The 13,356-nt window shown below is 41.8% G+C and carries 10 protein-coding genes, 1 other RNA gene and 1 other annotated feature; of the genes, 2 read left to right on the top strand and 9 right to left on the bottom strand.

All coding sequences use genetic code 11. The features are described from left to right. Positions 1–60: 60 nt before the first annotated feature. From JFU50_RS17915 to JFU50_RS17895, 5 genes are all read right to left on the bottom strand, one after another. Positions 61–1,032: a nuclease-related domain-containing protein gene (locus JFU50_RS17915; protein WP_201223521.1), complete on the bottom strand. Its 972-nt coding sequence runs from the start codon at positions 1,030–1,032 to the stop codon at positions 61–63. A 455-nt stretch (positions 1,033–1,487) separates the two neighbouring features. After that, positions 1,488–1,673: non-coding RNA, 6S RNA (gene ssrS, locus JFU50_RS17910), on the bottom strand. 87 nt (positions 1,674–1,760) lie between these two features. Then, entirely contained in the window at positions 1,761–3,530 is a 1,770-nt protein-coding gene (aspS, locus tag JFU50_RS17905; RefSeq protein WP_056528354.1) for an aspartate--tRNA ligase, read from the bottom strand. Positions 3,531–3,542: 12 nt separating this feature from the next. Further along, positions 3,543–4,814: a histidine--tRNA ligase gene (hisS, locus tag JFU50_RS17900; protein WP_053347120.1), complete on the bottom strand. Its 1,272-nt coding sequence runs from the start codon at positions 4,812–4,814 to the stop codon at positions 3,543–3,545. A gap of 98 nt (positions 4,815–4,912) precedes the next feature. Then, positions 4,913–5,151: a binding site (T-box leader), on the bottom strand. A 79-nt stretch (positions 5,152–5,230) separates the two neighbouring features. Further along, on the bottom strand, positions 5,231–5,404 hold the full coding sequence (locus tag JFU50_RS17895; RefSeq protein WP_053347121.1) for a hypothetical protein: 174 nt from the start codon (positions 5,402–5,404) through the stop codon (positions 5,231–5,233). 128 nt (positions 5,405–5,532) lie between these two features. Here JFU50_RS17895 and JFU50_RS17890 point away from each other — a divergent pair, with 128 nt between their 5' ends. Continuing rightward, entirely contained in the window at positions 5,533–7,299 is a 1,767-nt protein-coding gene (locus JFU50_RS17890; RefSeq protein ID WP_201223519.1) for an SH3 domain-containing protein, read from the top strand. A gap of 82 nt (positions 7,300–7,381) precedes the next feature. Here the strand turns inward: JFU50_RS17890 and dtd are convergent, their stop codons facing one another. Beyond that, entirely contained in the window at positions 7,382–7,825 is a 444-nt protein-coding gene (gene dtd / locus JFU50_RS17885) for a D-aminoacyl-tRNA deacylase (protein ID WP_201223517.1), read from the bottom strand. 14 nt (positions 7,826–7,839) lie between these two features. Further along, on the bottom strand, positions 7,840–10,038 hold the full coding sequence (locus JFU50_RS17880) for a RelA/SpoT family protein (protein WP_201186002.1): 2,199 nt from the start codon (positions 10,036–10,038) through the stop codon (positions 7,840–7,842). 52 nt (positions 10,039–10,090) lie between these two features. On the opposite strand from JFU50_RS17880, the gene JFU50_RS30450 reads away from it, so the two are divergent. Next, entirely contained in the window at positions 10,091–10,315 is a 225-nt protein-coding gene (locus JFU50_RS30450) for a hypothetical protein (RefSeq protein WP_207198806.1), read from the top strand. Positions 10,316–10,352: 37 nt separating this feature from the next. Here the strand turns inward: JFU50_RS30450 and JFU50_RS17875 are convergent, their stop codons facing one another. Further along, positions 10,353–10,865: an adenine phosphoribosyltransferase gene (locus JFU50_RS17875; RefSeq protein ID WP_053347125.1), complete on the bottom strand. Its 513-nt coding sequence runs from the start codon at positions 10,863–10,865 to the stop codon at positions 10,353–10,355. Continuing rightward, positions 10,856–13,231, bottom strand: coding sequence for a single-stranded-DNA-specific exonuclease RecJ (recJ, locus tag JFU50_RS17870; protein WP_201186004.1), 2,376 nt, complete (start codon positions 13,229–13,231; stop codon positions 10,856–10,858). Before recJ ends, JFU50_RS17875 begins: the two co-directional genes overlap by 10 nt. Between the last annotated feature and the right edge of the window lie 125 nt (positions 13,232–13,356).

Raw genomic sequence — 13,356 nt, 5'->3', positions numbered from 1 at the left:
CTCGTGAGTTTAAGACGGTTACTCGTGAGTTTCAGCCATTTACTCGTGAGTTTCAACCATTTACTCGTGAAATAAGCAATCAAGGTTATATTCTCGATTTTTATATTGCCCTGTATAAGGCAATTCCATAGTAGAGAGTATTCTCTGCATGATATCTATTGATTCAATCTGTAAAAATAACCGCGCTTGTTTATTTGTAATCTTGGGCCTTATGAGGAGGGCATAATCACGAAGAGTTTGAATGTGGGCATCTTTAGAAGAGTAAGAACAATGCGCGCAGATCCATTTTCCCCAGTGACGTTGCATTTGGAGAATTGAACATTCTGGGCAGTGAACACTTTTGAGCAGATCCGTTTCAGAGATTTGATACCACTTGAGTATATCTGGATTATGTGGAGTATTTTTTTGAAGGAATGTGTTTGATAGTTTATTGCGTTGCCTTTGGGTTAATTGCGCAGATGGATACTTTTTTTCAAGAGTTTGAATTTTTGAGATGAGTGTTTCTTTTCCGGTGATTTGCTTGAAGATGGAGGCATGACCAGGAGTAGTCTTAATGATGGTGTTCGAGTTTGCATTTGCAATGAGCGTTTCAATCGGAAGCAGCGGGAATTTATGAAGGTTAAGCCAATTGATTAAGCGTGATTTTTGCACATCAACCTGGATAATCGGATCAAGATAGGCTTGTTCCTGTCCATCTTTTGTCCGAATCAATTGAGGATAGGTGCGGTCAAAATAGAGCAAACCGGCAAAGTTTTTCACCTCGATGATAATGCAGCAATTTGTAGATACGATAAGAAAGTCCATTTGGAAAAAGCTGCTCTCATCGCGGCTCAGTCTGAGGTCATGAAATACTTGATATTTTTTTGAAAGATCCTTTAACTCTTTTCCAATACTTGATTCTCCATAAAAACCAGTACGGATTTTCCGGTAATCATTCGTTATTTTTTTCTGTTTAGGATGGTTTGGTGAGAGCCTTCTGCTTAATGCCTCCAGTTTAAGCATTTTCATTGGCTTTTCACATGGTTTTTTCATTAATTCATCACTCCTTCTTCTATATTTTCTGTGATCATGCTTTTGATTCCTGCCTGGGTATCTGAAAAATAGTGGTTACTCGTGAGTTCGGGCATTTTACTCGTGAGTTTCAGCTTTTACTCGTGAGTTTGGGCTTTTTACTCGTGAGTTTCACCGCTTTACTCGTGAGTTTCAGCTTTTACTCGTGAGTTTCACCGCTTTACTCGTGAGTTTCAGCTTTTACTCGTGACTTTCAGCTTTTACTCGTGAGTTTCAGCCTTTTACTTGTGAGTTTGGGCATTTTACTCGTGAGTTTAACCCTTTTACTCGTGAGTTTCAGCTTTTACTCGTGACTTTCAGCCCTTTACTCGTGAGTTTCAGCTTTTACTCTGAGTTTCAGCCTTTTACTCGTGAATACAGATTTTTCAGCACAAAAAAACCCATGTTTACTCAACATGAGTTGCTTTGTAAGTTATAAGAGTCCCAATTGTGCCGTTTACGCCTTTGTTTTGAACCCGCTCTCCGCAGGTGGGTGCTCGGTTCCTCGCGTTTGTAAGTCCTCTACGAGGGAGGCATGTACGCGGCCAGGAAACTAGTGCTCCCGGTAACTATAAGTGTTCGGTCAAAACTTATAGGTTAAAGAACGAACACATCAGGACTCTTACTTGTTGAAAATATCATATCATAATGCTTTACTCCGTTTCAAGAGAAAGCATCTAGGTAAATTTTCATATTTTTTCCCAATAAAATTATTTCTTTAATGCAGCAAGTCTTAAGCTAAGTTCTGCTAATTGCTTATCACTTACAGTACTTGGAGCGTCAACTAACAAGTCGCTTGCGCTTGCTGTTTTCGGGAACGCGATGGTGTCGCGAAGGTTTGTGCGACCCGCAAGCAACATTACCATACGGTCCAATCCAAGTGCGATACCGCCGTGTGGAGGTGTTCCATATTCGAAAGCATCCATTAAGAAGCCGAATTGTGCGTTTGCTTCTTCTTCTGTGAATCCAAGCACTTTGAACATTTTTTCTTGAACATCGCGTTCGAAAATACGCAGTGATCCACCGCCAAGTTCGTAGCCGTTCAAGACAAGGTCATACGCTTGTGCACGGACACTGGCTGGGTCTGATTCCAGTTTTTCCAGGTCTTCACGGAATGGCATTGTGAATGGATGGTGAGCTGCATAATAGCGTCCTTCTTCTTCATCGTATTCAAGTAATGGCCAGTCCGTTACCCATAGGAAGTTGAATTTGCTTTGGTCGATCAAGCCTCTTTCTTTACCTAGCTTAATACGAAGCGCGCCAAGTGCATCCGCAACAATGCTTTTCTTATCTGCAACGAATAAGATCAGGTCGCCTACTTCTGCTTCCAATACTGCAACTAATTGCTGTTGGTCTTCAGCGAAGAATTTTGCAATTGGTCCTTTTACGCCATCTTCTTCTACTTTTAACCAAGCAAGGCCTTTTGCACCGTAAATAGCTGCAAATTCAGCCAATGCATCAATGTCTTTACGGGAATAATCTGCATTTCCGCCTTTAACTACGATCGCTTTAACTTGTCCACCATTTGCAACAGCACCTGTGAACACTTTAAAATCACTGTCTTTCACGATTTCTGAAACATCTTTAAGTTCCATTTCGAAACGTGTATCAGGTTTGTCGGAACCATAACGGCTCATCGCTTCGTTATATGTCATTCTTGGGAATGGCAGTGTTACGTCCAGCCCTTTTACATCTTTCATAACTTTAGCCATCATGTTTTCAGCCGTTTTAATGATATCTTCCTGGCTCATGAAGCTAGTTTCAATATCGATTTGTGTGAATTCAGGCTGTCTGTCAGCACGTAAATCTTCATCACGGAAACAGCGGGCAATTTGATAATAACGTTCGAAACCGGATACCATCAATAGTTGCTTAAAGATTTGCGGTGACTGTGGCAGTGCATAAAACTCACCTTCGTGTACACGGCTAGGCACTAAATAATCACGTGCGCCTTCTGGTGTACTTTTCGTTAAAATAGGTGTTTCGATATCAAGGAAGCCTTCGCCGTCCAAGTAATCACGAATCGCCTTAGTTGTTTGGTTACGCATTTTCAACGTTTCAAACATTGCCGGACGACGTAAGTCCAAATAGCGGTATTTTAAGCGAATATCTTCAGAAACATCTGTTCTTTCATCAATGATGAAAGGAGGTGTTTTTGCTTCATTTAAAATTGTTACGCTTTCTGCTTGAACTTCAATTGTGCCTGTTGATACATTCGGGTTGAAGTTGGCTTCATCACGTTTGATGACTGTACCTTGGATATCAAGAACGTATTCATTACGAATTTTTTCAGCTGTCGCCAATGCTTCAGCCGAGATGTCCGGATTGAAAACAACTTGTACAACTCCGCTTCTGTCACGAAGGTCGATAAAGATTACTCCGCCCAAATCACGACGTTTTTGTACCCATCCTTTTAATGTAACTTTTTCACCAATAGCTGCTTCTGTAACTTCTCCATTGAAGTATGTTCTGCCAAACATGGTATTTCCCCCTTAAGCCTGTAGCTTTTTAAATTGTTCAACGAATGTAGCAAGATCCATATGGACTTGTTCACCGGTTGCCATGAACTTTAGATTAATTGTATTATTTTTCAATTCATCATCTCCAAGTGTCGCCACGTATCTTGCTTCAAGGCGATCGGCTGATTTAAATTGAGCTTTTACTTTACGGTCTTGGTAGTCTTTTTCGACTGTGAAACCGGCATTACGCAATTGGTAGGCAAGTTTGACATTATAATCCTTAGCGGACTCACCTAGTGAAACAAGGTAGCAGTCAATGCCCTTTTTGATCGGAAGTTCGATGTTTTCTGCTTGAAGTGCTGCAATCAGACGTTCAATGCTGAGCGCAAAGCCAATCCCGGGTGTTTCCGGTCCACCAAGCTCTTCAGCAAGCCCGTTATAACGGCCGCCTCCACAAAGTGTCGTAATCGCACCAAAACCTTCCGCATCACTCATGATTTCAAAGGCCGTATGATTATAGTAATCCAGGCCGCGCACAAGCGTCGGATCTTCAACAAATTCAATTTCCAAATCCGTTAAGTGTTGTTTCACTTTTTCGAAATAGGTACGCGATTCATCATTTAAATATTCAATGATGGAAGGTGCCGTTTTCATCAATTCGTGATCGTGATCTTTTTTACAATCCAGAATACGCAATGGATTTTTTTCAAGACGGTTTTGACAATCGCTACAAAACTCGCCGATACGGGGTTCGAAATGCTTGATTAACGCATTGCGATGCGCTGTCCGGCTTTCATTATCACCAAGGCTATTTATCACGAGCTTCAGTTTTGTCAACCCAAGCTCTTTATAAAGATTCATTGCCAGCGATAGAACCTCTGCATCAATTCCTGGATCTTTACTTCCTAATGCCTCGATGCCAAATTGAACGAACTGACGGAAGCGACCTGCTTGCGGACGTTCGTAACGGAACATTGGCCCGATATAATAAAGTTTGACCGGTTGATTTGCCCAACCAAACATTTTGTTCTCAATGTATGATCTAACAACAGATGCAGTGCCTTCAGGACGAAGGGTCAAATTCCGTTCACCGCGGTCCTGAAATGAGTACATCTCTTTTTGCACGATATCGGTTGTGTCTCCCACACCACGTAAGAACAGCTCTGTGTGCTCAAAAATCGGTGTACGGATTTCTTTATATTGATAACGGTGACAAATCTCACGCGCTGTCTTTTCGATATACTGCCAAATTTCCGTTTGACCAGGCAATAAATCCTGCGTACCTCTAGGAATCTGAATAGACATATTTGTTTCCTCCTTTAAAGCAATGCGTCATTTCTTATACGACGCTGCACTGAATTTTTTCCAAACAAAAAACTCCCGCCCCTTGTAACATAGTCGTTACAAGGGACGAGAGTTGGATATCCCGTGGTGCCACCCTAGTTGAAACACAATTAAATAAGTGCCTCCGCTCAAAAACAGTTAACGCCTGCTTTACGTCCATCTCCTACTAAAAAAATTCGTTCAGAGTGAAGCCTACGGAGGGTTCTTTCATTAAGTCATCATGTGGAATGCTTTCAGCCTCGGCATTTCCTCTCTTTTCATGTGTTTCTTAATTACTCTTCTCCATCATTGGTTATTGCAGTAATAGGTCTGATACTTTATAATCATACGGACGTTAACATCAAATGTCAAGATAGGCTAAGGAATTTTGTCGTATTTTATTGGTTCAAATGTTTTTTCATATTCTTGATTGTTCGGACATTGACTCCGAATTCGGATGCTAATTCAATTAGATTTGCGCTTTGTTCCTTTTGAATAAAATCGTGAAAATCGACTCCTAGTACTTGATTGCCCCCACTTAAACTCGTTTGGTCTTTTTCGCTGAATTTCATATGGCTTCCCTCCATTAGTTAATAAGACTTATTCTTTCCTAAAAAAAATGTTTTTTGCACAATTAAGGAGGGAAATTTTTTATTGAACGAGAATACATACAAATAGAGATAAAAGGGAGAGACAACTTATGAAGAAGAAATCAGGATTATTTGGCCTGATCCTATTGCTGATAATAGCAGCGATTTTCCCCGTCAATCAAGCATTTGGAGAAAACGAAGGGGAAATTGTCGTGACGACCAAGGTGGTCAATGTCCGTGATGGCGCAGGCCTCAGTTTTCCTATTGTGAAAAAACTTACAAAAGGGGAAACGTATCCGATTGTGAATGAAGATGGCGATTGGATTGAAATTCGGATTGGCGCCGGTAAAACGGGTTGGGTTGCCAATTGGCTTGTGGGAAAAAAATCAGATTCAAATCAGGTTAAGCAGGAATCAGGTCAGGGAATAATAACCGGTAGCTCTGTCCGCGTCCGTACAGGCCCCGGTACTACATTTCAAACAGTTGGTTCGATAACGAAAGGAACGGCTGTTGACATTATTGAAAAAAATGAAAATTGGATTCAAATCAAACATGCAGAAATCGAGGGTTGGGTCTCTTCTGACTATCTCGAGCTCACTAAGGCTTCCGAGAACGCAGTAGAGAAAGATACGAAGCAGAAGAAAGAAGAATCGGAACAATCCGTGCAAACGGGAGTCACTTTGGTCGACCGTCTCAATGTTCGTTCTGAACCTTCAAAAAGCAGTGCCTCGCTCGGTAAGCTGAATAAAAATACGATGGTTACTGTTTATCGAATTGAAAACGAATGGGTTGAAATTGATTTTCAAGGAAGCCATGGCTGGGTCGCCGAATCTTACATAGAATTGGGCAAGAATAAGAGTGAGACGAAAATCAATAAGGCAGGTACCACTGCAAGAGTAACCGTTTCTGGTTTAAATGTGCGGAAAAAGGCCTCTCCTAACAGTAAAATCATTGGTTCGGTAAACAAGGATGAAACCTACCAAGTTTTGCAAACAACAGGCCAAATGACACAGCTTCAGCTTTCTGATTCAAAAAAAGGCTGGGTGGTGAGCTGGTATTTAGAAATAGAGAATGCCGAACAAACAACAAAGAAAAAGAAGATTGACGTAAAAGGCAGTAAGATTACCACCATTCATGATGGGACAATCCTTAGAAGTAAGCCAGATGGCAACTCGCAGATTGTAGCGCAGGTGAAAGAAGGAGAAACATTCTCCGTTCTCGGTATGGAGGGCGATTGGTACTCCATTAAACTCAAGAATGGCCAAACCGCTTATGTTGCTGGTTGGATTGTGACGATTGAAGGTAATGCTGAGCAGATCCAGCGTCCAGGCGTTGAAAAATATTTAGCGGATAAAGTCATCGTAATCGATCCCGGCCATGGCGGCAGGGACAGCGGTACAGTTGGAGTCGGTGGTACTCTTGAGAAAAACTTAACAATCCGTACCGCTGAGTTGCTGCGGGACAAGCTTCATGCGGCAGGTGCAAAAGTGATTCTGACAAGAAGCAGTAATACATATGTTCCACTGCCTTCAAGGGTTAGCACTTCACATATCAATAACGCGGATGCATTCATCAGCCTCCATTATGATAGCACCAAAGATCAGATTGCGAGTGGAATAACTACATTCTACTATCATGACTATCAACAGAATTTTGCCTCAACACTTGCCAATTCACTAGGATCCACGATGCAGGTGCCTAACCGAGGTTCCCGATACGGAGATTACCATGTTATCCGTGAAAACAATCGTGTAGCTACACTTATTGAACTAGGCTATTTAAGTAATCCTGTTGAAGAGTTGAGGATTACAACGAATGAATATCAAGAAACCATTACAACCGCTATCTATAATGGATTGGCGCGGTATTTCAAATAATGACAAGCCAGCTTCCCATGGAAGCTGGCTTTCAATTTGTTTACAATCACTTTTTCTCAACAAAAAAACCTGCCGCAGCAGGTTACTTTTTACTTTCCATTATTAATGTTACAGGTCCGTCATTAGTAAGCTGAACGTCCATCATTGCGCCAAATTGACCGGTTTCAGTATGGACGCCTTTTTTGCGTAGTTCTTCATTGAATGATTCATAAATTTTGTTCGCCTCTTCAGGACGGGCGGCGTCCATGAAGTTCGGACGACGGCCTTTACGGCAGTCGCCATATAGCGTAAATTGTGAAACTGATAGAATCGAACCACCAACGTCTAGTAGTGAGTGGTTCATCTTTTCATTTTCATCTTCAAAAATTCTAAGATTAACAATCTTATCGGCCAAATAGATGGCGTCATCTATTGTATCGCCATGGGTGACACCAACTAGCAGGACTAGTCCGCTGTCAATTTGCCCGATTGTTTGGCCTGCCACAACAACTTTGGCAGCTTTGGAACGTTGTAAAACAACACGCATAGTAATAAAACTCCTTAGTTCATAATCCTTCTAACGGAATAGACATCTGAAATTTGTTTTATACGGTCGACGACCTTTTGTAGATGTGCAATGTTATGGATATAAATCGACATGTGAATGGTCGCCACTTTATTCCGGTCCGATTTACCTGATACTGCTGAAATATTTGTCTTTGTTTCGTTGACAGCTTGCAACACTTCGTTTAATAAGCCGCGGCGATCATATCCGCTGATCTCAATTTCAACGATATATTCCTTACGTTCGTTAATCTTGCTTTCCCATTCAACAGGCACAAGACGATGATCGGAATCACCGCTTTCTAGGTTCGGACAGTCTTGTCTATGGACAGATACTCCACGGCCTTTTGTAATATAACCAACGATTTCATCCCCAGGAACCGGATTACAACAGCGTGATAAACGGATAAGGAGGTTCTCAATTCCCGGTACACGTACACCTGAGTCACGTTTTTTGGAGGAATTAGGGAAAGTTTTCAGATCAGCAACAGCTTCCGAAATATCTGCTTCTTGCTCGACCATCTTCTGCTTACGCCATTTTTCAGTAAGGCGGTTCGCTACCTGAAGGGCTGTAATTCCGTTATAACCAACCGCTGCATACATATCTTCTTCATTCAGGAAATTGAATTTATCCGAAACGCGCTTAATATTCTCAGATGTCAGGATTTCCTTCAGATCAAACTCCATGATCCTGATTTCTTTTTCAACAAGTTCTTTGCCTTTTTCGATATTTTCTTCTCGGCGCTGCTTTTTGAAAAATTGACGGATTTTATTTTTCGCCTGAGATGTTTGCGTGAGTTTAAGCCAATCTTGACTTGGACCATATGAATGCTTGGATGTTAAAATTTCAATAATATCGCCTGTTTTTAGTTTATAATCCAGCGGTACCATTTTCCCGTTCACTTTGGCCCCTATCGTTTTGTTACCGATTTCCGAGTGAATCCGGTAAGCAAAGTCAATCGGATTGGATCCTGACGGAAGTTCAATAACATCGCCTTTTGGCGTAAAAATGAACACCATATCAGAAAAAAGATCGATTTTAAGGGATTCCATGAATTCCTCGGCGTTTGTTGCGTCATCCTGGAATTCAAGAATTTCCCTGAACCAAGTCAATTTTTCCTCTAATGAAGGCTGTTCACCAACATCTTTTCCTTCTTTATAAGCCCAGTGTGCGGCAACCCCGAACTCGGCAATGCGATGCATATCGGAGGTACGGATTTGCACTTCAAGCGGATCGCCTTTTGGCCCGATTACCGTCGTATGTAAGGATTGATACATATTCGGCTTCGGCATCGCGATATAGTCTTTAAATCGGCCAGGCATCGGCTTCCAGCATGTATGAATGATCCCTAAAACGGCATAACAGTCTTTTATGCTATTGACGACAATCCGAACCGCAAGCAGGTCATAAATTTCACTGAACTGCTTATTCTGCAACGCCATTTTGCGATAAATACTGTATATATGTTTCGGTCTACCAGAGAGGTCTGCTTTAATATTGACTTCTTCCACGTTTTTACGCACTTCATCAATGACTTCTTCTAAATACTGTTCACGTTCTGCACGCTTTTTCTTCATAAGGTTGACGATTCGGTAATACTGCTGCGGGTTCAAATACCTTAGTGCCGTATCTTCAAGTTCCCATTTAATCGTACTGATCCCAAGACGATGAGCAAGCGGCGCAAAGATTTCTAATGTTTCGTTCGAAATTCTTCTCTGCTTTTCCTGCGGCAGATGCTTCAATGTCCGCATATTGTGCAGTCTGTCAGCAAGCTTAATCAATATGACCCGGATATCCTGGGCCATCGCAACGAACATTTTCCTATGGTTTTCCGCCTGTTGTTCTTGCTGTGATTTATACTTAATTTTCCCTAATTTGGTCACACCATCAACGAGCATGGCGACTTCAGGACTGAAATTCTCTTCAATATCCTTCAGAGTGACCTCCGTGTCTTCAACAACATCATGTAAAAAGCCTGCCGCAATAGTTGCAGGATCCATTTCAAGATCAGCCAGAATACCCGCTACTTGAATCGGATGAATAATATACGGTTCTCCCGATTTACGAAATTGTTCTCGGTGAGCATACTCTGCATACTTAAACGCTCTATGAATAAATTCAGCTTCTTCCGGCTGAAGATATAAGCTGGCCATTTCTACAACTTGCTCGGCAGTCAATATTTGATCGTTAGCCATTTAATCACCTTAACCCCACTTTAACTGCCACCGGATATTAACCGGATTGAGTATGATTGGTAGCACTTCTCTTTGTTCAGCAAAACGTGACAATTTTTGCGAAAAAAATAAATCCGCCGAAACGGATACAAGTGCAAATAAACTTAATAGCAGAAAACTCTTTATTATTACTATTATCGAAAAAAATGGCATGGATGTAAAGGGTAAAACATGTATTTTATTAAGAATAGTTCTTTTTTTCACTGGAAATTCGACAAAATCTATGAAAAACGGGTAAAACAGAAAGAGCACCCTGGTCAGAGTGCTCTTCTTTATTAAAAGTTCATTAGTGTTAAAACATCATAGCCTTCTAATTTATCTTTACCGTCTAGGTCTGTTAATTCAATAAGGAATGCAATCCCGGCTACAATTCCGCCAAGCTCTTCCACTAATTTGATCGTTGCTTCGATTGTACCGCCAGTAGCAAGTAAATCGTCCGTAATCAGGATACGTTGTCCTGGTTTAATGGCATCTTTATGGATAGTCAATACATCCTTACCATATTCTAAGCCATATTCGACTTTTATCGTTTCACGTGGAAGCTTTCCTTCTTTTCTCACTGGCGCAAAGCCCACTTCCAATGAGTATGCGACTGGACATCCGATAATGAATCCGCGTGCTTCCGGTCCGACCACTAAATCGATATTTTTATCGCGAGCGTACTCGACGATTTGGTCTGTTGCGTATTTATAAGCTGCGCCGTTATCCATTAATGTTGTAATATCTTTGAAGACAATACCCGGTTTTGGCCAGTCTTGCACAATTGTTACATATTGCTTTAAATCCATTGCTTTGTTTCCTCCTCAAGGTCTGTTGCCTCATGAACTAAAAAATGATTGAACCAATCGAATAATTGCTGATAGGAAGAATAGACAAGCTCTTGTTCAAGCTCAAATTGCTCTTTCTTTCTTATAAACGATTCAGACTCACTGAGATCGCGTTTTTTCGCATTGGCTGTGAGCATAATTAACCCATTCTCTATTGTAACAAAATCAAGCTCAAAAAACACCTTTGAAATAAAATCCACTGTATCTCTTGACCAGCCTCGGTATTTGGCAAGATCATCACCATACCTTTTCACATCAAGCGGACCCTTTTTAGCAAGAAAGGCATAGAACCATTTAAAGTCGTCCCGTGTTGGCACCGTACTTAAGAAATGATCCTGTTCATGAGAAAAATGTGCGTATATCCGCGACGGCTTCTTATTTTCAATCACCCGTTTTAACAACTCTCTTAACGGGGGCATGTCCATAAGAACCACATGTCCTTGCATGCAGTCGAGCTGATCTGCTTCCTGTTCATTCTTGATTAAAACAAGATCGGGATGGTTTTGTAAAAAAGGATATCTTCTATAAATATCTTCCGAGAAAATAACAATTTTCCGATTATGAACCGGTATCTCAGCTAGCCACTTCTCTGCCTGTCCCTTGCCGCGATAATCAAAGAGCTGCCAATGATTGACCGATACATCCTGAACAAAGATTTGCGGCTTTTTGATATTATTCCACTCATTAATGGAAAGCTCGCCGATCACGGAGACTTCTGCATGCGGAGCTATTTCATCCACATAATGACCTAGACCAAACCCAACGCCGTCGAGTTTATGATTCTCACTATCTTCAAGCTGCACCTTCAAGTGATTCTGATTGGCGCCAATTTTACGGACACTTGAAAGCTGGACGGAATCTATCAAGATTTTAGGCTTTGGATTGGTAACTCCAAATGGCGCTAGCAGGCTCATTTCCTGAATCGTTTGAATGGAAACTTCCGCTAATGTTGTGGCTCCATCCAAGTTGGTAATAGGTGTGAAATCTTCTTCGCTGAGCTGTTCTTTCGCAATCATGTTCATGCGATCTCTAAGCTCCTGTACGTCTTCTATTTTCAAGGTCATTCCCGCAGCCATCGGATGTCCACCAAAATGAGGCAGCAATTCGCGACAAGTAGAGAGACTCTCAAAAAGGTCGAATCCAGCAATACTCCGGGCTGAACCTTTCGCGTGCCCCTTTTCTCGGTCATAGCTCAACACAATGGTCGGACGGTAAAAGCGTTCAACCAGTTTGGAGGCTACAATACCCACTACCCCTGCGTTCCAGCCTTCTCTCCCGATAATAAGCACACCATTTGACTCCGGTGGGAAGTTTTCCTCAACCTCTTGAATCGCTTCTTCCGCCATTGCAGCAACCATCGCCTGACGCTCTTTATTAATATCATCGATTTCATTAGCCAGTTCCGTCGCTTCAGCCAAGTTTTCAGACATCAATAAATCAACAGCCGGGTCAGCATCACCAAGGCGGCCAACTGCATTGATTCGTGGTGCCATTGCAAAGCCGATTGATTCCTCATTCAATGCTTCCTGCTGAATATTCGCCACTTTCATTAGGGCAACAAGCCCCGGACGTCTAGTTAAGCGTAACTGCTCAATCCCTTTCGCTGCAATGAGGCGGTTTTCTCCTTTTAAAGGTACCAAATCCGCAATGGTACCGATTGCCGCAATCTCCAGCAAATCCTCTGGCAGTTCACCTAGCAAGGCATGTGCCAGTTTAAAAGCAACCCCTACGCCAGCAAGATCTTCAAATGGATAGGAACTGTCCTCAAGTTTTGGATGAATAATCGCTAGTGCTTCGGGAAGTTCCGGCCCCGGTTCATGGTGATCCGTCAAAATATAATCCATGCCAAGCTCGCTAGCAAGTTTCGCTTCATCAACTGCGGAAATTCCCGTGTCCACGGTTATTAATACCTTTACACCTTGCTCAGCAGCCAAGCGGAATGCCATTGGATTCGGCCCGTAGCCCTCTGTAAACCGATTAGGAATATAAAAGTCCACATCGGCTCCTAGTCTAGTAAGCGTCGTCATCATCACCGTAGTCGATGTCACGCCGTCCGCATCATAATCACCAAAAACCCTGATTTTCTCTCCGTTTTGAATGGCTTCTTTTATTCTATATACTGCTTTATCCATATCTTTCAGTAAAAATGGATCATGAAAAGTTTGATTTTTTACAAATAAAAATGATCGGGCACTTTCAATTGTATCCAGGCCACGATTCACAAGTAAGGCCGCAACTAAGGGTGTGATATGAAGCTCTTCCGCTAGTTCAGCAACTTTGTTTTCATCGGCAGTTCGTAAGTTCCACCGTGTTTTTGGCTTTAACATAAATTCACCCCTCAACTTACTTATTATACAAAACGACAATAACGGTTTCAATTTTATTTTAAACTCAAAAATGGCTGTATTTCCCAATTCAAAAAGCTAGTCTCACAAAAAGAAGGCTGGCATCA

Origin of the sequence: Peribacillus sp. TH14, from assembly GCF_016651145.1 — a bacterium.
Taxonomy (GTDB): domain Bacteria; phylum Bacillota; class Bacilli; order Bacillales; family DSM-1321; genus Peribacillus; species Peribacillus butanolivorans.
Note: the sequence above shows the minus strand (reverse complement) of the source record. Positions and strands in the feature narration are given on the sequence as shown.

Bases quoted from the DNA above. Each gene is read 5' to 3' on its own strand.
- JFU50_RS30450 (WP_207198806.1), top strand. From the start codon at position 10,091: ATGATTGGTAGCACTTCTCTTTGTTCAGCAAAACGTGACAATTTTTGC.
- aspS (WP_056528354.1), bottom strand. From the start codon at position 3,530: ATGTTTGGCAGAACATACTTCAATGGAGAAGTTACAGAAGCAGCTATT.
- dtd (WP_201223517.1), bottom strand. From the start codon at position 7,825: ATGCGTGTTGTTTTACAACGTTCCAAAGCTGCCAAAGTTGTTGTGGCA.
- JFU50_RS17895 (WP_053347121.1), bottom strand. From the start codon at position 5,404: ATGAAATTCAGCGAAAAAGACCAAACGAGTTTAAGTGGGGGCAATCAA.
- recJ (WP_201186004.1), bottom strand. From the start codon at position 13,231: ATGTTAAAGCCAAAAACACGGTGGAACTTACGAACTGCCGATGAAAAC.
- JFU50_RS17890 (WP_201223519.1), top strand. From the start codon at position 5,533: ATGAAGAAGAAATCAGGATTATTTGGCCTGATCCTATTGCTGATAATA.
- JFU50_RS17915 (WP_201223521.1), bottom strand. From the start codon at position 1,032: ATGAAAAAACCATGTGAAAAGCCAATGAAAATGCTTAAACTGGAGGCA.
- JFU50_RS17875 (WP_053347125.1), bottom strand. From the start codon at position 10,865: ATGGATTTAAAGCAATATGTAACAATTGTGCAAGACTGGCCAAAACCG.
- JFU50_RS17880 (WP_201186002.1), bottom strand. From the start codon at position 10,038: ATGGCTAACGATCAAATATTGACTGCCGAGCAAGTTGTAGAAATGGCC.
- hisS (WP_053347120.1), bottom strand. From the start codon at position 4,814: ATGTCTATTCAGATTCCTAGAGGTACGCAGGATTTATTGCCTGGTCAA.